Raw genomic sequence first — 23,303 nt, 5'->3', positions numbered from 1 at the left:
GGCGAACGAGGAGAGACCATGCTTGGCGCCATGCAGGACTGGGACTTACGGGTAACCCATCTGATCGACCACGCCGCGCGCGAGAACGGCATGCGCGAGATCGTCACGCGTTGGGCCGATGGCAGTGAAACGCGCACCGACTGGGCCGGTATCCGCCGCGATGCGCTGAAGATGGTGCAGGCGCTGCGCCGCCTGGGCGTGGACAAGGGCGACCGCGTTGCTACGCTGGCGATGAACCATTCACGGCATCTGGTCAGCTGGTACGGTGCGGTGGGCGTGGGCGGCATCCTTCACACGATCAACCCGCGCCTGTTCGAAGAACAGCTCGAATATATCGCCAATCATGCCGAAGACCGCGTGCTGCTGTATGATGCAGCCTTTGCCCCGCTGGTCGAAAAGATGAAGCCGCGCTGGACCACGATCGAGCATTACATCTGCTACGACAATGGCGAATTCGAGGCGTGGATCGGGGCTGAGGACGGCCATACCGAATGGGCGCAGGGTGACGAGCGTGACCCGTGTATGCTGTGCTACACCAGCGGGACGACGGGCAATCCCAAGGGCGTGCTGTACGAACACCGTTCGACGATGCTGCATGCGCTGGTCTCGCTGCAGCCGGCGATCTTCAACGCCGATCCGCGCGCGGTGATGCTGCCGGTGGTGCCGATGTTCCACGCCGCCAGCTGGGGCCTGCCGTGGGGCGGCGCGGCGGCGGGGATCAAATTCGTCTATTCCGCGGTCAACGACCCGGCGGTGCTGTGCGAACTGATGAACCGTGAAAAGGTCACTCATTCGGCAGGCGTGCCGACCGTGTGGCTCAGCATGTTCCAGCACATGGACCAGACGGGCGAGACGCTGCCGCATTTGAAGACCGCGATCATCGGCGGATCGGCCGCTCCGCGTTTCATGATCGAGCGGCTGGCCAAATCAGGCGTCGATGTCGCCCATGCCTGGGGGATGACGGAAACCAGCCCGATCGGCACCACCGGCGCCAAGACGCCCGATTGGGACGAGCTCGATTTCGACCGGCAGATTTCGATCAAGCAGTTGCAGGGCCGCCCGCCCTTCGGCGTCGAATTGCGCTGCGTCGACCTCGACGATCCGACCAAGGTCGTCCCGCGCGACGGCGAGACCGCGGGCGCATTGCAAGTCCGGGGGCCGTGGGTGATCAAGCGTTATTTCAAGGCGGAGGAGGACGCGACCACGCCCGATGGCTGGTTCGATACCGGCGATGTCGGCATCATCCATCCCGACGGAACGCTGCAGCTGACCGACCGGACCAAGGACGTGATCAAGTCGGGCGGCGAATGGATCAGCTCGGTCGAGCTGGAAAACGCCGCGGTGGGTCATCCCGATGTGGCCGAGGCGGCGGCCATCGGTATGCCGCATCCCAAATGGGACGAGCGGCCCGTCCTGTTCGTGGTCCGCAAGGAAGGGAGCGCGCTGAGCAGCGGCGATCTGCGCGACTATCTGGCCGACAAGGTCGCCAAGTGGTGGTTGCCTGACGCGGTCGAATTCGTGGACGACATCCCCCACACCGCCACCGGCAAGATCAGCAAGAAGGATCTGCGCGAGCGGTTCTCGGACTACGTGCTGGAGACGTGACCCGGCTGATCGCACTCAACAAGCCGTTCGGCGTCCTCTCGCAATTTTCCGGCGGCAAGGGCGACGGCGCACGCGATACGCTGGCGCACCTCCTGTCGGTGCCCGGTGTCTATCCGGCCGGCCGGCTCGACAAGGATAGCGAAGGGCTGCTGCTGCTGACCGATGATGGCCGGCTGCAGGCGCGGATTGCCGAGCCGCGGCACAAGCTGCCCAAGACCTATTGGGCGCAGGTCGAAGGGGTGCCCGACGCAGCCGCGCTTGAGATGCTGCGGCGCGGTGTAATGTTGAAGGATGGCGTGACCCGGCCGGCACGGGTCGAGACGCTCGATCCGCCCACAGTTTGGCCGCGCGATCCGCCGATCCGCGTGCGCCAGTCGGTCCCCGATAGCTGGATCGCGCTAACCCTGACCGAAGGGCGCAACCGGCAGGTGCGGCGGATGACGGCGGCGGTCGGGCATCCAACCTTGCGGCTGATCCGCTGGCAGATCGGGCCGTGGACGCTGGACGGGCTCGCGCCGGGCGCATGGCGCGAGGTCAGCGCATGATCGTCCGACCCGCTCAGTCCGGCGACATCGCCGCGATTGCCGCGATCTACGCCCATCATGTCCTCCGTTCGACCGCCACCTTCGATGTGGACCCGCCGGACGAAGCCCACTGGCACGAGCGGCTTGCGCTGCTCACCGCCAAGGATTGGCCGTTTCTCGTCGCCGAGCGCGGTGCCGCTTGTGTCGGCTATGCCTATGCCGCGCAATTCCGGGACCGCCCGGCTTACGTCTATGCTTGCGAAAACAGCATCTATGTCCGGCCCGGCGAGGAGGGGCGCGGGGTCGGCACGCAATTGCTGCGCGCTTTGGTGACGGCTGCCAAAGCTGCAGGCTTCAGGCAGATGATCGCAGTGATCGGCGGCGCCGAACCGGCGAGCGCCGCGCTCCACGCCAAACTGGGTTTTGTCGAGGTGGGCCGCATTCGCCATGTCGGCTACAAATTCGGTCGGCTGCTCGACACGCTCTACATGCAACGCAGCCTCGATCAGAGCAGCCGCAGCTGACCGGTCAGGTCGGGGGCGACGAACTGCGCGCAATCGAGCACCATCCGCTCGCCGCGATCGATCCCCGCGCGCCGGCAGGCGAGGCGGAAGCGCGCGTTGAACAGATCGGCCCACACGCCTTGCGGCTTCATCCGCGTGAAGAAACCAGGGTCGTTGTCACGCCCGCCACGAATTGAACGGACAATATTCATCACCTTGTTGCCGCGCTCGGGGAAGTGCACCGCCAGCCATTCGCGGAATAAGGGAGCGACCTCGTGCGGCAGACGCAGCGGGATCCATCCGGCCGAGCGCACACCGCGCTGGCCGGCCTCGGCGACGATGGCTTCCATGAACTCGTCGGTGATCGCCGGGATGACCGGGGACACCGAACAATGCACCGGGATGCCGGCCGCCGCCAGCGCGCCCAGCGCAGCCAGCCGCTTGGCCGGCGATGCGGCGCGCGGTTCCAGCTTGCCGGACAGCTTGGGATCGAGGCTGGTGACCGATATGGACACCGCGACCAGCTTCAGCCGTGCGAGGTCGGTCAGCAGGTCGAGATCGTCGAGCACCCGGTCGGATTTGGTGGTGATGGTCAGCGGGTGACTCGCTTCGAGACAGACCTCTAGCACCGCCCGCGTGATCCGGTAGCGCGCTTCGATCGGCTGATAGGGATCGGTATTCGTCCCCATGGCCAGCGGCCTGGGGCGATAGCCGGCCTTGGCAAAGGTCTTGCGAAGTAGCGCTGCCGCATCCGGCTTGGCAAACAGCCGCGTTTCGAAATCCAGCCCCGGCGACAGATCGTGAAAAGCGTGCGTCGGCCGCGCGAAGCAATAGATGCAGCCATGTTCGCAGCCGCGATAGGCGTTGACCGATCGGTCAAACGGCACATCGGGCGAATGGTTGAAGGTGAGGATCGTCTTGGGATGCTCTTCGGTCACCGTCGTGCGAACAGGGGGCGTGGGAGTTCCGTCCAGGAACGCAACATGGTCGCGCCAGTCGCCGTCCAACTTGCGGGAAGCGAGGCCGAACCGGCCGGGTACGAGGTTACCCTGCGCCCCGCGTCCCTTGATCCGTTCGTGCCGGCTTGGTTCCATAGCTGGAACATAGCCGGAACAAAGAACGCTTTCCAGCCCCCTCAGCGGGCGCTCACCCGCACACCATTACCGCCGCTCTGATCAGGGAAAGTAGGCCACAAACCCTGCGCCAGCGCGGCGCGGCTGGGCGAGGCGGCGCCGGCCTGTCGCTCGTACATCCAGTAATTGCGGAGCACGATCGCGACGTAACCCCGCGTTTCCCAATAAGGGATGCTCTCCATGTAGAGCAGCGGATCGCCCTGGTCGCGGACTTCGCTGTTCCAGCGGCTCACCGGAGTAAGGCCCGCATTATACGCTGCCATGATCTTGGGCAGCAGCCCGCCGGTCGCGCGATTGTCGCGCAGCATCCGCAAGTGCCGCTGGCCGAAGCTGAGATTGATTTCCGGACGATTGAGCTCAGCGGGCGAGCCAGCGACGCCGAGGCTCGCCGCATGGTCGCGCGCGGCCGCAGGCATGATCTGCATCAGCCCGCGCGCGCCGGTGCCGCTGACCGCCGCCGCGCGGAAGTTCGATTCCTGCAAGGTGTGCGCGTACGCCAGCGCGGGATCGACCGTCCAGCCATCGACCGGCGCCCACCGCGCCACAGGATAATGCAGCGCCGGTTCCGCATCCGCGCCCCGCGGCCTGTTCTGAGCCATCCACATTTGCGTGCCCGGCATCCCTAACTCGCGGGCGAGGCGGGAAAGATGGCGGAAGTCGCGCGGGTCACCGATCCGCGCCTGGTGGCGCAGGACATCGTCGGCGCGGGCATCCTGGCCGATCTCGACCAGCGCGACGGCGGTGCGGACATTGCTTGCATCGCGAAGATGCTGCCAATCGGCCAGGGTGAAATCGGCCTCGGCGTGCTCGCGGGGTAATTGCTGCCCCAGCGCCTCGCGCGCGATCATGCCGTAGAGCGTTTCGTCCTGCCGCGCCGCGCCGCGCAGCAATTCGGCGGCCTTTTCAGGGGCCCGGCAGCGGATCTGCGCCCGGCTGGCCCAGTAATAGGCGGCAGCGCCCAGTTCGGGGTTCTCGGCCGCGCGGGCGGCCCGCTCGAAGCCCTCGGCGGCCTGCGCGCAATCGCCCAGCCGCCATGCGGCAAGACCGGCCACCCAGTCGCCTTCGGCAACCCATGCCCCGCTGCCACTGCGCGCAGTCTGCGCCATGGCGAGCGCCGCGGGGTCGTTGTTCTCGATGTAATAGCTCCACGCCACGCGCTGGCGCCATTCGGCCCGCGCGGCAGGGCTGAGCCCGGCATCGACCCCGTCGAGCAGCAGGCGCGCACCATCGGGATCGTCATTCTTGATCCGGTCGAGAATCGCCGTCGAGACGGTCGCCGGCATGGTCCCGTCTGCCACGGCGCGCGGCATTGTCCGCTTGGTGATGCTGCCCTGCCGCACGAAGCTCTGTTCGGCCGGCAGCGCCGGGCTGACGCTCAGCCCGCGCCGCTGGCCCAGCGTGACCAGCGCATTCGCCTGCGGCAATTCCCTGCCCCCGGCGAGCCAAGCTTCGATCGCGGGCGCCTCAACCCGCGGGCTGCCGCTGGCAAGATAATATTCTGCTCGCGCAACCTGGTGCAGCGGCCCATCGCCCCGCTGCGCCAACATCGCCCCCACCCGCGACCAGTCGCTGCGGTCGATGGCGCGGAACAGTTCGGAATAATAATCCCGGTCCGCAGCCGAAAGCAGCGTCGGCACCTGGCTGCTAGTGGCGCGGGCGCGGAAATATTCGGCGCTGCTATTGGCGGTCGCAGGCGCGGGTAGGGCAACCGCCATCACCAGCGCGCCGGCGAGCATCCCGGCGCTGCGCCCTATGCTGAACCATCCCCTGCCGTCCATTCGAGCCAATCCTGCCATAATCGCCGCCGATCCGCCGGCCGCCGCACCAGCCGTTCCAGCGCGGGCGCGGCCAAGACCGGAACCGTGCCGGATTCATGGTTGAAAATACGTAAATTTGGACCGGCTTGCGCCGGTTCGTGCCATAGAAGCGGCCAGAGGTTACTGCCAAAGGCGATCAGCCGCCGCGGCTGCACCAGCGCGACATGGTGGGCGGTCAGCGCCGCCAGCCCGCTTTGCCCAAGCTCCATCCAATCCGCCCCGACCAGCGGCGCGGGCAAGGCCGACGCCGTATAGACCCGGTTGGCGGGGATCCCCATCGCCTTCAGCATGGCGGCGACTAGCCGACCCTCTGGCGAGGGTTCGGGGAGCAACTCGCCCGCCGCGACGGGCTCTGCCATCAGCACCATCAGTTCCGCCTGTGCTGGCCCGGTTGGGACGGCACGCAGGTTGCCAATGGACGGCGAGAGGCTTGGCTCCGCCTGCCACCAACCGGCGAATGCGGCGAGATCGTCCGGCCAGCTTTCGCGCGGACCGCCAATCGCCGGGGCGGCCGGTGGGGCGGCGGGAGCGCGATTTGCCAGTGCGGAGGGTGGGGGCGCCTCGCGCGGCTCCCAGCCGGTGGGCGCTGTCGTCTCGCCGGACGTATCGCTGGCAGGTTTCCGGTCAAGCCAGCTACGCGCTTCGTCAGCGAAGGCGTAATCGACCCCGGCCTCGCGCCACCAATCGAACGCGCCGCGCAACTGGTCGCCCAGCGGGGTAGGATGGCTCTCGGCGCTCACAGGCCGCAGGTCTTGACCTCAAACGCAGCAGCAATCAAGGCAAGGGGCACGCCAACAAAGGAACCGACAGGATGAGCGAACGCGAATCAATGCCCTGCGACGTGGTGATCGTCGGCGGCGGCATTGCCGGGCTGGGGGCGGCGATCCGCCTCAAGCAGATCAATGCGGAGCTCGAAATCGTCCTGCTGGAAAAGGGCTCGGAGATCGGCGCGCATATCCTGTCGGGCGCGGTGTTCGATCCGCGCGCGATGGATGAACTGCTGCCCGATTGGCGCGAGACCGATTGCCCGATGGGGCAGACGCCGGTCACCGACAACTGGCACTGGGCACTCACCGCCAGGGGCAAGTGGGACATGCCGCACCTGATGATGCCCCCGCTGATGAGCAACAAGGGCAATTACACCGGTTCGCTCGCCAGCCTGTGCCGCTGGCTCGCCGAGCGCGCGGAAGAACTCGGTGTGATGGTTTTCCCCGGCTTCCCCGCTGCCGAATTGCTGTTCAACGATAATGGCGTGGTCACCGGCGTTGTCACGCAGGACATGGGCGTTGCCGCCGATGGCAGCCATAAGGGCGACTACCAGCCGGGCATGGAAATCCATGCCAAATACACGCTGCTGGCCGAAGGGGCGCGCGGCAGCCTGACCAAGATCGCCAAGGCTAAGTTCGATCTCGAACGCGATTGCCAGCCGCAGGTCTATGGCCTGGGAATCAAGGAAATCTGGGACATCGCGCCGGACAAGCACGTGCCGGGCCGGGTGGTCCACACGCAGGGCTGGCCGCTATCGGAAAGCGACAGCTGGGGCGGCGGGTTCATCTATCATCAGGCGGGCGGGCAGGTCGCGCTCGGCTTCGTCACCGCGCTCGATTACAAGAACCCCTACGTCTATCCGTTCCAGGAATTCCAGCGCTGGAAACACCACCCGGCGATTGCTGAAATCCTCGAAGGCGGGAAGCGCGTGGCTTATGGCGCGCGCGCGATCAATGAAGGCGGCTGGCAGTCGGTGCCCCAGCTCGCTTTCCCCGGCGGCGCGCTGATCGGCTGCGCGGCGGGCTTCGTCAATGTGCCCCGGATCAAGGGCACGCATACCGCGCTCAAAAGCGGGATGCTGGCGGCCGAGAGCATCGCTGCGGCGATTGCTGCCGGCGCGCAGCATACGCAACTCGACGATTACGACACAGCCGTCCGATCGAGCTGGATCGCCACCGAGTTGAAGCTGGTGCAGAATGCCGAACCGGCGGTGGCCAAGTTTGGAGGCGTGCTCGGCACGGTGATCGCCGGCGCCGATATGTGGATGAGGACGCTCGGCATCGGGCTGCCGATCAGTATGGGCCACGAGGCGGATTACGAAAACCTCCATCGTGCCGATTTCTACAAGCCCATCGCCTATCCCAAGCCCGATGGCGTGCTCAGCTTCGACCGGCTGACCTCGGTCGCCTATTCGTATACCAACCATGCCGAGGACCAGCCGTGCCACCTCAAGGTGCACGATATGGATTTGCAGCGCGAGAGCGAGCTTAGGGTCTACGCTGGCCCGTCCACCCGCTATTGCCCGGCCGGGGTCTATGAATGGGTCGGGGTGGAAGAAGGCGCACCGCGCTTCGTGATCAATTCGCAGAACTGCGTCCACTGCAAGACCTGCGACATTAAGGATCCCAACCAGAACATCACCTGGACGACGCCGGAGGGCGGCGGTGGGCCGAATTACCCGAATATGTAAGGTTGCGCGCGCCAAGCTGAACCTCGCGCTGCACATCACCGGCAAGCGGGCGGACGGCTATCACGAGCTCGATTCGATCTTCGTTCATTGCGTCGATGGTGACGAGCTGTGGGTGGAACCGGCCGATACGCTGAGTCTCACCCTGACCGGACCCTTCGCCGCCGGCCTGTCGGCGGGCGAAGATAATCTGGTGCTGCGGGCGGCCCGCGCGGTCGACGAGGCTTTCCGCCGCGACGAGCCGAAACCCGCTGTAGAAATGCGGTTCGAAATTGGCGCCAGCAATGCCAGCCCGATGCGCGTGACCGAACGGGACATCGTCCGGCATCATTACGGCGCCTCGCGCGGCGCCGCCATAACGCTCGTGAAGAACCTGCCCGTCGCATCCGGGATCGGAGGCGGGTCGGCCGATGCCGCCGCGACCATTGACCTCCTGACCGAGCTTTGGGAATTGCCTGATGATGCGGCTATCCTCACCCCGCTCGCAGCCGAGCTTGGTGCCGATGTCGCCCCGTGCATGCATCCGTGGCCGAAGCGGATTACCGGGCGGGGCGAGGATTTCGCCATGCTGTATGATCGCGCTTATCGCGATTGGCCGGTGCTGCTGGTCAATCCGCTTGTTGCCTTGTCGACTGCGGACGTTTTTGCCCGGTGGAACGGAGTGGTCGGTTCGTCCTTGCCCTCGGGACTGTTCGGCGACGTGCTGGAGTTTGGCCGGAACGATCTGGAACCTGCGGCACGTATGCTCGCCCCGGTGATCGGCGATGTGCTCCAAGCATTAGCCGCGCAGCCTGGCGCAATCGGTCCGCGTATGTCGGGTTCGGGGGCAACATGCTTCGCGCTGTTCGGCTCGGCAGCCGAGCGTGACCGGGCGGCGCACGCGATCGCCGCCGCGCGGCCCGGCTGGTGGCACCTCGCCACCCGGCTGTCATGAGCGGCGAAAGCTGGCGCATCCTCGGCACGCCGCGAGCGGGCGGGGTGCTCATCGTGTCGGACCACGCCTCCAACCGCGTGCCCGACGATATCAATTTGGGCATCGATGATGCGCTGCTTGATCAGCACGTCGCCGTCGATATCGGCGTGCTGGCGGTCGCCGAGATATTGACGGAGCAGTTTGGCTACGCAGCTATTGTCGGCCATATCAGCCGGTTGGTGGTAGATCTCAACCGCGACCCGCACGCCCCGGCGGCCATTCCGGTGGCGAGCGACGGCCATGCCGTTCCGGGCAATTTCATCGACCATGCCGGCCATCTTGCGCGGATCGAGCAGTTCCATACCCCCTATCATCGGGCGCTGGCCGAACTGCTCGATAGGGTGTCGCCGGCGCTGATCGTCTCGCTCCATTCCTTCACCCCGTCGCTCGCGAGCCATCCGGACGAGGCGCGGCCGTGGCAGGTCGGCGTGCTGTATAATCGCGACGAGCGCGCGGCGCGGAGCGCCATTCCCTGGCTTGCCGGACAGGGGCTCGTGGTCGGCGACCAGCAGCCTTATTCGGGGCGCTTGCTGAACTATACGATGGACCGCCACGCCGAGGCGCGCGGCATCTCCTATCTCGGGCTGGAATTGCGGCAGGATCTGGTGGCCTGCAGCGCCTCGCACCGATGGTGGGCCGGGATAATAGATCGGCTATGCCGACACCTAGCCGCCGACGCTTGACCCCGGCTGCCGCCTCCGCAAGGTGACGGGGATGCCGACAGGGAGCCCAGCATGACCGCCTCGCCGCCGCGTTTCGACAAAAGCAGACTGCCGAGCCGCCATGTCTCGGTCGGGCCGGAACGGGCGCCGCATCGTTCCTATTACTACGCAATGGGGATGAGCGAGGATGAGATCGCCCGCCCGTTCGTCGCCATTGCCAGCGCGGGCAATGACAGCGCGCCGTGCAACACCACGCTCGATGCCCAGGCCGATATCTGCCGGCAGGGGGTGGAACAGGGCGGGGGCACGCCGCGCCGGTTCAACACCATCACCGTTACCGACGGCATCGCCATGGGCCATCAGGGTATGAAGGCCAGCCTAGTCAGCCGCGAGGTGATCGCCGATTCCATCGAATTGTCGGTCCGCGGCCATTGCTACGACGCGCTGGTCGGGTTCGCCGGCTGCGACAAGAGCCTCCCTGGCATGATGATGGCGATGCTGCGGCTCAATGTCCCGTCGATCTTTGTCTATGGCGGTTCGATCCTTCCTGGCCGGTTTGAGGACCATGATGTCACCGTTGTGGACGTGTTCGAGGCGGTTGGTCAGCACGCGGCGGGTAACTGCCCGCTGGCCAGGTTGACCGCGCTCGAGAAAGTCGCCTGCCCCGGACACGGCGCCTGCGGCGGCCAGTTCACCGCCAACACCATGGCCTGCGTGGGTGAGGCAATCGGCTTGTCCTTGCCGAACAGCAACATGGCGCCGGCCCCGTATAAATCGCGCGAGGAAATCGCGATTGCGGCGGGGCGGCAGGTTATGGACTTGCTGGCGCGCAATCTGCGTCCGCGTGACATCTGCACCCGCGCCGCATTTGAAAACGCCGCCCGCGTGGTCGCGGCGACGGGGGGCAGCACAAACGCCGCGCTCCATCTGCCAGCGATGGCTAACGAATGCGGCATCGAATTCGATCTTTTTGACGTTGCGGAGATATTCAAATCAACGCCCTATGTGGCTGACTTGAAACCGGGCGGGCAATATGTCGCCAAGGATATGCATGATGCCGGCGGAGTGTACATGGTGATGAAGACGCTGCTTGATGGTGGACTTCTCGACCCATCGCCAATGACTGTGACGGGCCGCACTCTTGGCGAGAATATTGAAGAGGTCACTTGGAACCCTGACCAAAAGGTGATTCACGCCTTTAGCGCGCCCTTGAGCGCAACCGGCGGGGTGGTGGGCCTCAAGGGATCGCTCGCGCCGGACGGCGCGATCGTCAAGGTCGCCGGAATGGACCGGCTGCAATTCAGCGGACCGGCGCGGGTGTTCGAGTGCGAGGAAGATGCCTTTGCCGCCGTCGAGGCGCGTACGATCGAGGATGGCAGCGTCATCGTGATCCGCAATGAAGGGCCGAAGGGCGGCCCCGGAATGCGCGAGATGCTGGCGACCACCGCCGCGCTCTACGGGCAGGGCATGGGCGAGAAGGTCGCGTTGATCACCGATGGGCGCTTCTCCGGCGCGACGCGGGGCTTCTGCATCGGCCATGTCGGGCCCGAAGCGGCCGAAGGCGGCCCGATTGCCCTGGTCGAGGATGGGGATATCATCAGCATCGATGCCGAGGCGGGGACGATTGACTTGGCGGTATCCGCCGATGTCCTGGCAGCTCGGCACGAGCGCTGGGAGCGGCGCCCGACGGAATATGGTTCGGGCGCGCTGTGGCGTTATGCCCAGAATGTCGGCCCGGCCAGCAAGGGCGCTATCACCCATCCCGGCGCCGTCGCGGAAACCCGCTGCTATGCGGATATCTAGCCTCGCCAGCGGGGCGGCACTGGTAAGCCTCGCCGGCTGTTCGGACCCGCCCATGCAGGCGCCGGCAGAGCCCGGTTCCCAGGCAATCGCTTGTCAGGTTGGCGGATCTGATACGCCGCAGCAATGTTTCGTCGAACGCCGTGTAATTTCTGACGGCAAGATATTGATTATCCGCCATCCCGATGGCGGCTTCCGACGCTTTCGAGAAGCCGCCGACGGTTCGGGGTTGGCGGCGCTCGACGGGGCCGACGCGGTGCGGCAGACCTTTGGCGGCGGAACGCTCGAGATAACGATTGCGGGCGACAGCTACAGCCTGCCTGCTGGCGCGCGCGAGTGATGCCGATGGGCGCCGACCAGATCCTCACGGTCGCGCAAATGCAGGCGGCCGAGCAGGGCCTGATCGATGCAGGCATCCCGGTCGAAGAATTGATGCAGCGCGCCGGCGCCGGGGCGGCGCAATGGATTTGGCGCATAGCCGGGCGCGGCGCGGTTACCATCCTGTGCGGGCCGGGCAATAATGGCGGTGACGGCTATGTCATCGCCGAGGAATTGCGCCGCCGGGGCGCGCGGGTGACGGTGATCGCGGCCGCTGCCCCTGCCACAAAGGCCGCACAGGTGGCCCGCGCGGCGTGGCAGGGCAGGGTGACCCCGCCCGACGCGGCCGGGGGCGGCGACGTGTTTGTCGATTGCCTGTTCGGCAGCGGTCTTACCCGCCCGGTCGATAATCGCTGGGCGGCGCTCATCGCGCAACTCGCTGCGACCCATCGGCACAGCGTGGCGGTTGACGTGCCAAGCAATATTGCCAGCGATGACGGGCAGCCCTTGGGTCCGGTGCCGCGCTACGACCTGACGGTGGCGCTCGGCGCGTGGAAATATGCCCATTTCACCATGCCGGCTGCTGCGCTCATGGGACGGTTGGCACTGGTCGAGATCGGTATCGGATCACGCGCAGATGCCGCGCTTGTGCTGGACAAGCCCCAGCTCGCCGCTCCGGCAGCGGACGCGCACAAATACACCCGCGGTCTGCTGGGGATCGTCACAGGCACGATGCCCGGCGCGGCCCGCCTCGCGGCCGAGGCGGCGATGCGGGCAGGCGCCGGATATGTCCGGCTGCTTGGCCCCCACAGCCGCGATCTGGCGCTGCCTGCCGAGCTGGTCGCTGATGAAAGGCCGCTGGCCGAGGCGCTATCGGATGGCCGCTATCGCGCGCTGCTGGTCGGGCCGGGGCTGGGGCGCGATATCGGAGCCCATGCGGCATTGGGCGAGGCACTGGCGTCCGGCACCCCTTGCGTGCTCGATGCTGACGCCCTTGCGCTGCTAGATCCAGAGGCCCGGCAGCGGGCGGGATCACTGATCCTGACGCCGCATGAGGGCGAGTTGCGCAAGCTCGAGCAGGCCTTCGGGTTGGAGCATGACGCGCGGGCCCCGATGCACCGCCGCGCGGCTACGTTGGCGAGTGTTGCCAGCGCCGTGGTGGTGGCGAAGGGGCCGAATGCGGCGATCGCCGCGCCCGGGGGTGGGATGCATCTTGCGCCCCGCGCCAGCCCGTGGCTGTCGGTCGCCGGCAGCGGCGATGTGCTGGCGGGGATCATCGCCAGCCGGCTCGCCACAGCTGCCGACCCAGATCAGGCCGCCGCGCAAGGTGTATGGCTGCATGGCGAGGCGGCGCGCCTTGCCGGGCCCGCCTTCACCGCTGGCGGGCTTGCCGGGCAGGTTGCGCGGGCCTACGCCGCCTGCCTGTGAGCGTTGCCGACGATCCCGTAATCCGCGTCGCCGCGCGCGGCGATGGCGTGACCCGCAGCGGGCGCCACATGGCGGGCGGCGTGACGGGTGACGTCGTGACGCCAGAAGGCGCGCTCGTACCCGGCCCGCACCGCGCCGCGCCGCCATGCCGGCATTTTCCGGAATGCGGCGCGTGCCAACTCCAGCACGCCGACGATGTCGCCATTGCGGGCTTCATCACCGAACGAATCAAGCACGCCGCCGAGGCGCAGGGGGTGTCGCCGGGGCAAATCGCCGCGCCGCACCTGTCGCCCCCGCGCACCCGCCGGCGGGCCACGCTGCACGCGGCGATGGGCGGGAGTGCCACGCTCGGCTTTCGCGAGGCCGCGTCCAATCGTATCGTCGATATGCGCGAGTGCCATGTCCTGCACCCGGCGCTGTTCGCGCTGGTTGCGCCGCTGCGCCGGCTCGTTGCGCAGACACAAAAACGCTGGGCGGGTGATATCACGCTGACGCTGACCGATCAGGGCGTCGATTGCGGATTGAGCAATTGGCAGTTGGGCGATCTTGCGGCGATCGAGGGACTGACCGCCTTTGCCGAGCAGAACGCGCTGGCGCGGATCACGGTCGATCAGGGCTATGGGCCGGAAGCCCAGTGGGAGCCGCGCCCGCTGACAGTCACGCTGGGCCAGGTCGCTGTGCCGTTTCCACCTGGCAGTTTTCTTCAGGCGACGGCGGATGGCGAAGCCACGCTGACAGATGCCGCGCGCACATGGCTCGCAGGCGCCGGGGCAGTTGCCGACCTGTTCGCCGGGCTGGGCACCTTCGCCTGCGCGGTGGCGGGGCCGCGCAAAGTGCTGGCGGTGGAGGCCGCGCGGGAAGCGCACCTGGCGCTCAAGGCGGGCGCTGCGGCTGCCGGCGTACCGGTTTTCGCGATGCACCGCGACCTGTTCCGCAACCCTTTATTGCCTGACGAGTTGGACCGTTTCGAAGCGATCGTGCTCGATCCGCCCCGCGCCGGCGCGCGCGAGCAGATACAGCACCTCGCTGCGTCCCGCGTGCCGCGCATCGTCTATGTCAGCTGCAACCCCGCCACCTGGGCACGCGACGCGGCGGTGCTGGTCGCGGCTGGTTATCGGCTGGAGGAGGTCCGCCCCGTCGGCCAGTTCCGCTGGTCGACCCATGTCGAGCTCGCCAGTCTGTTCACCCGCTAGCGGCCAAGAGGTCGAGCAATCGTGCCGTCAGCCAGTCGCGCGCAGCGGGCTCGACAAAGGCGTGGCTGGCGCCGGGGCACGGTTCGATCCGCCTATCGCCGGCGGGCCAGTGTTCGCGAAAGGCGGCCGCCGTCCGGTCGCGCCCGGCCAACAGGAACCGCACGGGCCGGTCATACGCGGCGAGGGCGTGGCGCATTTCCTCGGCGAGGGGGGGTGTGCCGGGCGAGGCGGCCCGCCGAAGCCCCGAAACCAGCTTGCCGACGTCAACACCCCCACTCAGCAACCGCTGCCATTGGCGGGGGTCGCGCAGCCGCGCGGCATAACGCTGGCGGATTGCGGCGGGCGTATGATCCGGCGCCGTTTCGCTGGCAAAGGTCCACGGATTGGCGAGGACAAGCGCGGCAAAAGCGTCTTTCGGGCCGAACGCCAGCGCGGTGGCGGCATCGCAATTGCCGAACCCGACAATTCGCTCGACCTGCGGGATATGCTGGCGCAGCGCGGCGACCGCCGCCGGAATATCCTCAATGCCGTCGCGATATCCACGATTGACCCCGCCGCTATCCCCGACGCCCGCGCGATCGTAGCGCAGGACAGGGTAGCCTGCTTGAGCAATTCGAGCGGCGAGCTGCGCCTGGCCGGCAAAGGCGCCCGCGCGAATCTCGTTGCCGCCGGTGACGATCAATAGCGCCGTTGGTAATGCCCCTTCGTCCAGCGTGGCGGCCAGCAGATTGCCCCGCGACGGGAAGAAGAACTGCCGCCGGGTCACTCCGCCCACTCGCGCGCGATCAGCAATGCAAGGGCAGACGCCTGTTCTTCATCCTCGCCCGGCTCGGCGCGCAGCCACAGCCCGGCGCCGCCCAGTTCGTGTTGATGGATAGTGCGGACGTTATCGGGCGGGACCCATTCATGCGTGGCGAGTGCGGCGAACATCAGCGGGCCAAGCTCATATCCGGCGAGCACGATCCCGGACCGATGCGCCTCGTCAGTGAGCGCCTCCATCGCTTCACCAAGGCCCGCCTCGCGGCTCGCCACAAGCCGCGCGCGCAGCAATTGCCGCAAAGCCGTGGCGCCTGAAATCGGCGCGTAGGTCCAGCCCCGATGGGCGCCCAGCAGCGCCGCGCCTGCCCGGATCGCCACCACCCTTTCGGTCGAGAACTGCGCGGCGGTTGACGCCACGGCGTCAGTCCATGTCGCAAGCGTCTGCCTTGTCAGCGGCTCAAGACTGTCATGGGTGCCGGGAAGATCGGGCAAGATGCTGTCGATGCCGTGCCGATCAAGTTCGCGCATAAGCTGAACGCAAAACCGCCGCATCCGGTTCGCCTCGTCGAACAGCGCGGGGATTATCAGCAGCCGCCGATCGCGTCCGCCATCGCAGACCAGCGCCATCTGTCTCGGGGCCTCCGGTCCGACCCATGTGCGATAGGCGAGTTCGGTCAGGCTCCGATCACCTTCGCTTCGGCGAATGCGAGAAAAGCGCCATAGGTTTCAAGCATCTCGCCGTCGACATCATCATCGTCAATGATGATACCGAGCCGGTCCTCAGTCTCGGTCAGCAAGCCGGCGACTGCCATAGAATCGAGCTCCGGCAAATGCCCGAATAACCCGCTATCGGTGTCGAAGTCGGCAACCTGTGTGTCGGCCAGACCGAGCACGTCGCGCAGCACACCGCGCAGGATCGCATCGATCTCCGCGCGGCTCGGGCCAAGCGCGGCGGTCATCTTGTCCGGCGAAAGGGGCGCCTGGTCCATGCATAGTTCCCTGATTGGCTGGGCGGCGGGTGCCTAGCTGCGCGGGCCGCGCCGTGCAAGGTTGCGCGCGAACCTGCGTGCCCGAGCGGGCCACGCCGCCGCTTGCCGGGCATCGAGGCAATCGAGCCGATAGCGCGGGCGGCTGCGCTCCATCCAGATGCGCTTGTAGGCATCATCGCCGGTGCCGAAATCGACCTCGGCCACACGGTCTTGGTCCATGACATGGCGCATCAGAGCAGCCGTGAGCACGGTTCCGGGTGAATATCGATCCGCGCCGCGCCGATGGGCAAGCTTGTGGATATAGGCCACGCCGTCTTCCACCGTCCAGAGCTGCGCGGCCACAAGGTCATCGCCATGGCGGGCAAAGCCGAGCCGCAACCGACCCCCCGCCGCTTCGTCACGGGCGAAGTCGCGGAGCAAAGCGATGTCGCCTTCGACCGGTTTCCAGCTCTCGGCGTAGATCACGCTATAGTCGGCCCAACGGTCATCGGTAAAATGTTCAACGATTTCCGTCGTCAGCGCGCCAGATTTGCGACGCAGTGTCGAGCGCAACTGTCCAGCCAGGCCACCCAGATAGGCGTCGAAGCTGCGCCTCTCGACCCGCAGATAATGGTTCGTATCGCAGATTTGCTGTTCGCAGCGCCATCCGGCGTCGGCGAACGCCGCGCGAATGCTCGTGGCGACCGGCTCGCTCAACTGATCCAGAACCACTTGGTGCGACCGACGCCGCAAGTCCGCCGCCAGGGCGGTCAGCAATTCGGGGTCGGCAGCGCCAAGCGGCGCCCAGGTGAAGGCATACCAGTTACGCATCGCGTGCAGCACCTCGCCGCGCTGGGCGAGCGGCAGGATCGCCACCGCCTCGCGATGCCCGGCACACGCATAAAGCGGCCCAGCCTCCCGCGTTTCGAGCCGCGCAAACCATTCGGCCCGCGCGAATGGCCCCGAACCGGCGGCCGGCCCGATCAACCCTTGCAACTCGGCAACGCTGTCGTGATAGCTGACCGCGATCAAATCCCTCGTCCCGGAACCCCGATGCCCGTTGTCGCTGATCCCGTCCCGCGCCCGCTCGACCATTTGGCCGAATGCGGCCACCCGGACAATGCGGCGCTGGTGCTGCGCGGGCAGACGCTAAGCTATGCGGCTTTAAGAGACCGTGTAGGCCAGCTTGCCGCCTGGCTGCAACGGATTGTGCCCGAACCGGGTGCGCGGGTGGCGAGTTGGTGCGCAAAGGGCGAGCTCACTTGCCTGTTGCCCTTGGCGGCGGCGCGGGCCGGCTTTATCCACGTGCCGATCAACCCGGTTCTGAAACGCCTGCAGGTCGCGCATATCCTGGCCGATAGCGGCGCGCGGCTGTTGATTGGCACGCAGGCTCGGTTGGCGAGCCTCGAGGCAGGAGATATCACCGCCGATTGCGCCGCAATTGCGGAGCAGCACGCGCTGGCGGACAGCCAAGGCGAGACGGCCTCGCTGCCACCCTCTGCGGCCAATCCTGACGACCTGGCGGCGATCCTTTATACCAGCGGCTCAACCGGGCGGCCCAAGGGGGTGATGCTAAGTCACGCCAATCTGTGGCTCGGCGCGGTCAGCGTGGCGCATTATCTGGGGCTGGCCGAAGATGACGTCATTCTGGGGGTGTTGCCCCTGTCGTTCGACTATGGGCAGAACCAGCTGCTGTCGGCATGGCGTGCGGGCGCCAGCGTGGTGCCGCTCGACTATCTGCTGGCGAGGGACGTGCCGCGCGCCTGCGCCCGGCATGGCGTCACGACACTGGCCGCGGTGTCGCCGCTCTGGCGTCAGCTGTGCGAAACCGAATGGCCCGACGACGCGACCCGATCCATCCGCCGGCTGACCAATAGCGGCGGCGCGCTGACGCCCGATCTGGTCAAGCGGCTGAGGGCGAGGTTCCCGCAAGCGCAGCTCTTCGCGATGTACGGCCTGACCGAGGCGTTTCGCTCGACCTATCTCGATCCCGCGCTGATCGACAGAAATCCGACATCGATCGGGAAGCCGATCCCCTTTGCGGAGATCATGCTGGCCGATGCCGATGGCGAGGCTTTTGCCGGGCCGGGCGAAGGCGAATTGGTCCATTGCGGGCCGCTGGTCGCGCAAGGCTATTGGCGGGATGCCGAACGCACCGCCGAACGGTTCCGACCCGCGCCCGCCGGATCGAGCTATGGGGGGTTGGCGGTCTGGTCGGGCGACCGCGTGCGCCGGGCGGAGGATGGGCTGTTGTATTTTGCGGGGCGGAATGACGAGATGATCAAGAGTTCCGGCAACCGCATCTCGCCGCAGGAGATCGAGGAGGTCGCGCTGGGCACCGGGCTGGTTGTCCAGGCCGCAGCGATCGGCGTGCCCGACAAGCAATTGGGCGAATCCGTGCACCTGGTATGCGAAGGACAGCCTGGAGCGCGCGATCCGTTGCGTGAAAAACTGTCCGCTCTGCTGCCTAACTATATGCAACCAAAGCACTATCATTTCCGTGAACAGCTGCCGCTTAACAGTAACGGCAAGATCGACCGGGCATCGCTGAAGCTGGAGTTGACGGCATGAAACCGTCTGGCCCGATACCGCCCGGCTTTGAAGAGAAGGATGGCTGGCTGGCGTTCGGCGGGCAATCGGTACAACGCTGGGTGGAGGAGGGCGGTACCCCCGTGTTCCTCTATTCTAGCGCCATGATCACGCGCCGAGTGGCCGAATTGCGCGCTGCGCTGCCTCCAGAGATCGCGATCAGCTATGCCGTGAAGGCGAACCCACATCCCGATATCATCGGTTTGTTCAATGGGTTGGTCGACGGGTTCGATATTGCCTCTGGCGGAGAATTGGCCTTGCTCGGCAATCTGGGGGTCGATCCGGCGCGGGTCAGCTTTGCCGGTCCGGGCAAGCGCGATCAGGAACTTGCCGCGGCGATCAGCGCAGGCGTTACGCTCAATCTTGAATCCGCCGCCGAGGCGGAGCGGGCTTTGGCGATCGCCGCGCAAATCGGCATCAAGGCGCGACTGGCGGTGCGTGTGAACCCCGATTTCGAGTTGCGGGGTTCGGGGATGAAGATGGGCGGCGGCGCCAAACCCTTCGGGGTCGATGCCGCACTTGTCCCCGCGCTTATCCGCCGTATTCTGGATGCAGGGGCCGAATGGCGCGGATTGCACATCTTTGCCGGCAGCCAATCGCTCGACACAGCGGCGATCATCGAGGCACAGAACAACACGCTGAACTTGGCCGATCGGATTGCGCATGAGGCCGGCGCGCCGCTGCCGCACTGCAATCTCGGCGGGGGGTTCGGAATCCCCTATTTCGCTGGCGATACCCCGATCGACCTTGCCGCGATTGGTGGCGCGTTGGCAGCGAATTTAGCGGGGCTGGGGGCACTGCTGGCCGAGACCCGATTTACTCTTGAACTCGGCCGCCATCTGGTTGGCGAGGCTGGAGTTTATCTGGCGCGGATCGTAGATCGGAAGACCAGCCATGGGCAGACCTTTCTGGTGACCGATGGCGGACTGCATCACCAATTGGCCGCCAGCGGCAATTTCGGAACGGTGGTGCGGCGGAACTATCCGGTCGCCATCGCGAACCGTTACGCTCAGCCTGCGGAAGAAACCGTAACGGTGGTTGGCTGTCTGTGCACGCCGCTTGACCGGCTGGCTGACCAAGTGGCGCTCCCTCGTGCCGAGCCGGGCGATGTTGTGGCAATATTCTGCGCGGGGGCTTACGGGGCCAGCGCCAGTCCGGCGCAATTTCTCGGTCAGGGCCCTGCGCGCGAAGTGGTCATCTGACCACGAGGACTGTCCCATTCCGGGAACAAGGTGTAGGTTGCCCGCAACCCTAACCGGATGTTCACCTTTTTTCGCGTATCGGCGCTGTGTGCGGCTAGGGCCGGGATTACCTACCGACCAGACCGACAGCGCCCGATCAGGATTGTACCATGTTCAACATCGAATTTTTGCGGATCGTCGCTCCTCTCGCCACCTTGGCAGCCGTGTCAGCCTGCGCCAATGCGCCAGCTGGAAATCAGCTGCCCTCGGCCGCCTTCGTCGCGGCGCAGGAGGGCCCGGGGCAGGATTACATAATCGGCCCGCTGGACGAGCTCAGCATCCATGTCTGGCGCAATCCAGAGTTGAGCGCGGACAAAATACAGGTCCGTCCTGACGGTAGAATTTCGATCCCGCTGGTGACCGATCTCGCCGCAGTCGGCAAGACGCCGGCGATGCTGCAGGAAGACATCCGCCAGCGGCTGTCGCAATATATCGAAGAGCCGATCGTTTCGGTGATGGTGACCCAATTTGCGGGCACATTCAGCCAGCAGATCCGCGTTGTCGGGGCGACCGAGCGACCGGCATCCTTGCCGTATCGTGCCAACATGACGGTACTTGACGCGATGATTGCGGTCGGCGGTCTTTCCGAATTCGCGGCGGGCAACCGGGCCAAGCTGATCCGGTTCGACAAGCAGACAGGTCACCAGCAGGAATATGCATTGCGGTTGGCCGATTTGCTTCGCGAAGGGGATTCGCGGGCGAATGTCATGCTCCAGCCGGGTGATGTGATCATCATTCCTGAAAGCATGTTCTGAGCGCGGACAGCACCCGGTGAACGAGGTCTTTGAAGAACTGCGCGCAGCGCTGCACTCGATCTGGCATCGGCGCTGGATCGTGCTTGGCGTTACCTGGGCGGTCTGCCTTGCCGGGTGGCTTGCTGTCGCGCTGATTCCGAATGCCTATGAATCGAAAGCACGGATATTTGTCCAGCTCGACGACGTGCTGTCCGAACAGATCGGCATTGCGGGCGGGTCCGCCAAAGCGATCGAGCGGGTGCGCCAGACGCTGACCAGCGCGGTCAATCTGGAAAAGGTCGTACGCTCGACCCGGCTGGGCGACGAGGTCACCACACCGCGCGAGATGGAGGCTGCGGTCGGCGCCCTGACTCAGGCGGTCAAGGTCCGTAGCGATCAGGAAAACCTGTTCGAGCTGTCGGCGGCGATCGGCAAACGCAGCCTGTCGGATGCCGAAAACGCGGCGCTGGCACAGGAAGTCGTGCAGAAGATGATCGACATCTTCCGGGAAGAAAACATCGCCGGCAATCGCGGCGAGGTTGCCGATACGCTGGTGTTTCTCGATCAGCAGCTGGAGCAACGCGCGCGGGAGCTGGAAGCGGCGGAACAGGCGCGCACCGCGTTCGAGGCGCAGCACCCTGAACTGATCGGGGGCGCGGCGGCGATCTCGAGCAAGATGCAGGCCGCACGCGCTGAATTGCGCGGAGTCGATGCCGACCTCGCTGCTGCGTCAAGCGCGCTGGCGGCGATCAACGGCCAACTTGCCGGCACCCCGCGGACCGTCACCATGCCCGGCCAGCAGGTGCAGGGCGGGGCTCATGCCGCGCTGTCGCAGGCGCAGGCGCAACTGGCGGCGATGCAGGCGCGCGGGCTGACCGAAAGCCACCCTGATGTCATCGCCGCGCGCCGGCAGGTCCAGCTGATGCAGCGCGCGGCGGCGCAGGAGGGCAATGGCGGCGGTGCGATCAGTTCGCCCAACCCGGCCTATTCCTCGCTGCTGTCGATCAAGGCGGAACGGCAGGCCAATCTACAGGCATTGCAGGCACGCAAGGCGGCGCTGCAGGCCGATGTTTCGGCGATCTATGCTGATCAAGCATCCGAGCCAGCGCTCGCCGCGGAAGCCAATCGCATCAGCCGCGATTACGAAGTGCTGAAAACCAAATATGACGAGCTCTTGCAGGACCGCGAGGAGATGAAGCTGCGCGGGCAGGTCGAAAGCGAACGTTCATCGTTCAAGTTCGAAGTGATCGACCCGCCTTCGACGCCGCGCGTGCCGGCCTCGCCCAACCGGCCGCTATTGTTGATCGGGGTGTTGCTGGCCGGCCTGGCCGCAGGTGCAGGCCTGGCGTTCGCGCTGGGCCATTTGCGCTCGACATATGCGACCGCGGCGCGCCTCGAGGCGGCGATGGGTCTGCCGGTCATCGCCACCATCTCGCACACCTTTACAGACGGGAAGCGTGCCTTGCGCGCGCGCCGGCAAAAAATGTTCTATGCGGCATCGGGCGGGCTCGCCGCGCTGTTGGTGCTGTTGCTGGCAGCCGAATTCCTGCAACGCGGCATGGTGGCCTGAGGGATCGAGCGATGACGGATCAAAGCAAGATACCGCTGCCCGATAGCGGCGATGGCGCAAAAGGCGGCTCGTTGCTGGAACGTGCCAGCGGCTTCTTCGGGCTCGACCCTTTCCGGCCGGCCAAGCGCGACGGTCTGCTTCCGCCGCAGCCTCGCAAGCGCGCCCTCAGGCAACCGGAACGGCCCGCTGCTGCGCCGGTCCTGCCCGAGCCCCCTGCGCCGGCCCCGGTTGCTGCTCCTGCGGTCACAGCGCCAATTGCGGCGCCACCGCCTGTAGAGCCGCCGGTGCCGCTGGTGACGTTTCGCGCCCGGCCGCATCCGATCGACCGCGCACATCTGCGCGAAAACGGCATCATCGTGCCGGAAAGCTCTACCACTGCGCTGGTCGAGGAGTTCCGCATCGCCAAGCGTCAGTTGCTTTCCTCGGCCAAGGCGGCGGGTACTGCCAAGGCACGGCGCGTGCTGATCTGTTCTCCGCTGCCGGGCGAAGGAAAGACCTTTTGCGCAACGAACCTGGCGGTCGCGATGGCCGCCGAGCGGGACAGCGAGGTGCTGCTGGTCGATGCAGACTTTGCCAAACCCTCGTTACTGTCCACGTTGGGGTTGCCCGCCCGGCCGGGATTCATGGACGCGTTGGCTGACCCGGCCGTGGCGATCGAGGACCTCGTCCTGGGTACGGACATTCCCGGTCTGTGGGTGTTGCCCGCCGGCAATCAGACCAATGCCGACAGCGAATATCTCGCCAGCGCGCGCACTGGCGAATTGCTCGACCGGCTGACGCTCGGCGCCCCGAACCGGATGGTCGTGTTCGACACGCCGCCTGCGCTTGCGGCGTCGCCTGCGGCTGAACTCGCCAAGCATGTCGGCCAGGCCGTGCTCGTCGTACGGGCCGATTATACGGGTCGCAACGCTCTGGACGATTCCTATCAGTTGCTCTCTGCTTGTCCTGACATCAAGCTGTTGTTCAATGGAGCGACATTCAGTCCGAGCGGGCGCCGGTTCGGCACCTATTACGGGTATGAGGGCTGACGC

At 66.2% G+C, this 23,303-nt stretch carries 22 protein-coding genes; 15 read left to right on the top strand and 7 right to left on the bottom strand.

Features of this window, described 5'->3' with window-relative positions:
* The first annotated feature begins 18 nt into the window (after nucleotides 1-18).
* From ILT46_RS03775 to ILT46_RS03765, 3 genes are read left to right on the top strand one after another with little or no spacing between them, the layout of a single operon-like run.
* Nucleotides 19-1,605, top strand: coding sequence for a long-chain fatty acid--CoA ligase (locus ILT46_RS03775; protein WP_199503309.1), 1,587 nt, complete (start codon nucleotides 19-21; stop codon nucleotides 1,603-1,605).
* Nucleotides 1,602-2,150, top strand: coding sequence for a pseudouridine synthase (locus ILT46_RS03770; RefSeq protein ID WP_199503308.1), 549 nt, complete (start codon nucleotides 1,602-1,604; stop codon nucleotides 2,148-2,150). The genes ILT46_RS03775 and ILT46_RS03770 overlap by 4 nt, the downstream gene beginning before the upstream one ends.
* Nucleotides 2,147-2,653, top strand: coding sequence for a GNAT family N-acetyltransferase (locus ILT46_RS03765; RefSeq protein WP_233396971.1), 507 nt, complete (start codon nucleotides 2,147-2,149; stop codon nucleotides 2,651-2,653). Before ILT46_RS03770 ends, ILT46_RS03765 begins: the two co-directional genes overlap by 4 nt.
* On the opposite strand, the gene ILT46_RS03760 is transcribed toward ILT46_RS03765, so the two are convergent.
* From ILT46_RS03760 to ILT46_RS03750, 3 genes are read right to left on the bottom strand one after another with little or no spacing between them, the layout of a single operon-like run.
* Nucleotides 2,635-3,726 carry a PA0069 family radical SAM protein gene (locus ILT46_RS03760; RefSeq protein ID WP_199503306.1) on the bottom strand — a complete coding sequence of 364 codons (1,092 nt, stop codon included), beginning with the start codon at nucleotides 3,724-3,726 and terminating at the stop codon, nucleotides 2,635-2,637. The two genes, ILT46_RS03765 and ILT46_RS03760, sit on opposite strands and share 19 nt — an antisense overlap.
* A 41-nt stretch (nucleotides 3,727-3,767) precedes the next feature.
* On the bottom strand, nucleotides 3,768-5,543 hold the full coding sequence (locus tag ILT46_RS03755) for a lytic transglycosylase domain-containing protein (protein ID WP_199503305.1): 1,776 nt from the start codon (nucleotides 5,541-5,543) through the stop codon (nucleotides 3,768-3,770).
* Nucleotides 5,516-6,322: a hypothetical protein gene (locus tag ILT46_RS03750; protein ID WP_199503304.1), complete on the bottom strand. Its 807-nt coding sequence runs from the start codon at nucleotides 6,320-6,322 to the stop codon at nucleotides 5,516-5,518. The genes ILT46_RS03755 and ILT46_RS03750 overlap by 28 nt, the downstream gene beginning before the upstream one ends.
* A gap of 71 nt (nucleotides 6,323-6,393) precedes the next feature.
* On the opposite strand from ILT46_RS03750, the gene ILT46_RS03745 reads away from it, so the two are divergent.
* From ILT46_RS03745 to ILT46_RS03715, 7 genes are read left to right on the top strand one after another with little or no spacing between them, the layout of a single operon-like run.
* Entirely contained in the window at nucleotides 6,394-8,040 is a 1,647-nt protein-coding gene (locus ILT46_RS03745) for an electron transfer flavoprotein-ubiquinone oxidoreductase (protein ID WP_199503303.1), read from the top strand.
* Entirely contained in the window at nucleotides 8,015-8,971 is a 957-nt protein-coding gene (locus ILT46_RS03740) for a 4-(cytidine 5'-diphospho)-2-C-methyl-D-erythritol kinase (RefSeq protein WP_199503302.1), read from the top strand. The genes ILT46_RS03745 and ILT46_RS03740 overlap by 26 nt, the downstream gene beginning before the upstream one ends.
* Nucleotides 8,968-9,693 carry an N-formylglutamate amidohydrolase gene (locus ILT46_RS03735; RefSeq protein WP_199503301.1) on the top strand — a complete coding sequence of 242 codons (726 nt, stop codon included), beginning with the start codon at nucleotides 8,968-8,970 and terminating at the stop codon, nucleotides 9,691-9,693. The genes ILT46_RS03740 and ILT46_RS03735 overlap by 4 nt, the downstream gene beginning before the upstream one ends.
* Before the next feature lie 51 nt (nucleotides 9,694-9,744).
* Nucleotides 9,745-11,475 (top strand): dihydroxy-acid dehydratase, encoded by a 1,731-nt coding sequence (ilvD, locus tag ILT46_RS03730; protein WP_199503300.1) that lies wholly within the window; start codon nucleotides 9,745-9,747, stop codon nucleotides 11,473-11,475.
* Nucleotides 11,462-11,812 (top strand): hypothetical protein, encoded by a 351-nt coding sequence (locus ILT46_RS03725; protein ID WP_199503299.1) that lies wholly within the window; start codon nucleotides 11,462-11,464, stop codon nucleotides 11,810-11,812. Before ilvD ends, ILT46_RS03725 begins: the two co-directional genes overlap by 14 nt.
* Nucleotides 11,812-13,218, top strand: coding sequence for an NAD(P)H-hydrate dehydratase (locus ILT46_RS03720; protein ID WP_199503298.1), 1,407 nt, complete (start codon nucleotides 11,812-11,814; stop codon nucleotides 13,216-13,218). The genes ILT46_RS03725 and ILT46_RS03720 overlap by 1 nt, the downstream gene beginning before the upstream one ends.
* A complete protein-coding gene (locus ILT46_RS03715) occupies nucleotides 13,215-14,411 on the top strand; it encodes a class I SAM-dependent RNA methyltransferase (protein ID WP_370592320.1) in 1,197 nt (398 codons plus the stop codon). Before ILT46_RS03720 ends, ILT46_RS03715 begins: the two co-directional genes overlap by 4 nt.
* On the opposite strand, the gene ILT46_RS03710 is transcribed toward ILT46_RS03715, so the two are convergent.
* The 4 genes from ILT46_RS03710 to ILT46_RS03695 are packed head-to-tail and all read right to left on the bottom strand — an operon-like array spanning nucleotide 14,401 to nucleotide 17,170.
* On the bottom strand, nucleotides 14,401-15,186 hold the full coding sequence (locus ILT46_RS03710; RefSeq protein WP_370592319.1) for a hydrolase 1, exosortase A system-associated: 786 nt from the start codon (nucleotides 15,184-15,186) through the stop codon (nucleotides 14,401-14,403). The two genes, ILT46_RS03715 and ILT46_RS03710, sit on opposite strands and share 11 nt — an antisense overlap.
* The gene (locus ILT46_RS03705) at nucleotides 15,174-15,797 is read right to left on the bottom strand and encodes a hypothetical protein (protein WP_199503296.1); all 624 of its coding nucleotides are present in this window, start codon (nucleotides 15,795-15,797) and stop codon (nucleotides 15,174-15,176) included. The genes ILT46_RS03710 and ILT46_RS03705 overlap by 13 nt, the downstream gene beginning before the upstream one ends.
* Nucleotides 15,798-15,844: 47 nt before the next feature.
* A complete protein-coding gene (locus ILT46_RS03700; RefSeq protein WP_233396970.1) occupies nucleotides 15,845-16,159 on the bottom strand; it encodes a phosphopantetheine-binding protein in 315 nt (104 codons plus the stop codon).
* 33 nt (nucleotides 16,160-16,192) lie between these two features.
* Nucleotides 16,193-17,170: a GNAT family N-acetyltransferase gene (locus tag ILT46_RS03695; RefSeq protein WP_233396969.1), complete on the bottom strand. Its 978-nt coding sequence runs from the start codon at nucleotides 17,168-17,170 to the stop codon at nucleotides 16,193-16,195.
* A 21-nt stretch (nucleotides 17,171-17,191) separates the two neighbouring features.
* Here ILT46_RS03695 and ILT46_RS03690 point away from each other — a divergent pair, with 21 nt between their 5' ends.
* The 5 genes from ILT46_RS03690 to ILT46_RS03670 all read left to right on the top strand — a co-directional run bounded on the left by ILT46_RS03690 (nucleotide 17,192) and on the right by ILT46_RS03670 (nucleotide 23,300).
* Nucleotides 17,192-18,709, top strand: coding sequence for an acyl-CoA ligase (AMP-forming), exosortase A system-associated (locus ILT46_RS03690; RefSeq protein ID WP_199503295.1), 1,518 nt, complete (start codon nucleotides 17,192-17,194; stop codon nucleotides 18,707-18,709).
* Nucleotides 18,706-19,929, top strand: coding sequence for a pyridoxal-dependent decarboxylase, exosortase A system-associated (locus ILT46_RS03685; protein WP_199503294.1), 1,224 nt, complete (start codon nucleotides 18,706-18,708; stop codon nucleotides 19,927-19,929). The genes ILT46_RS03690 and ILT46_RS03685 overlap by 4 nt, the downstream gene beginning before the upstream one ends.
* Nucleotides 19,930-20,078: 149 nt before the next feature.
* Nucleotides 20,079-20,723 (top strand): XrtA/PEP-CTERM system exopolysaccharide export protein, encoded by a 645-nt coding sequence (locus ILT46_RS03680; RefSeq protein ID WP_199503293.1) that lies wholly within the window; start codon nucleotides 20,079-20,081, stop codon nucleotides 20,721-20,723.
* Between the two features lie 16 nt (nucleotides 20,724-20,739).
* Entirely contained in the window at nucleotides 20,740-22,272 is a 1,533-nt protein-coding gene (locus ILT46_RS03675; RefSeq protein ID WP_199503292.1) for an XrtA system polysaccharide chain length determinant, read from the top strand.
* A gap of 11 nt (nucleotides 22,273-22,283) precedes the next feature.
* The gene (locus ILT46_RS03670; RefSeq protein ID WP_199503291.1) at nucleotides 22,284-23,300 is read left to right on the top strand and encodes a capsular biosynthesis protein; all 1,017 of its coding nucleotides are present in this window, start codon (nucleotides 22,284-22,286) and stop codon (nucleotides 23,298-23,300) included.
* Nucleotides 23,301-23,303 lie beyond the last annotated feature (3 nt).

The organism is Qipengyuania sp. YIM B01966 (assembly GCF_016461955.1).
Lineage (GTDB): Bacteria > Pseudomonadota > Alphaproteobacteria > Sphingomonadales > Sphingomonadaceae > QFOP01.
Note: the sequence above shows the minus strand (reverse complement) of the source record. Positions and strands in the feature narration are given on the sequence as shown.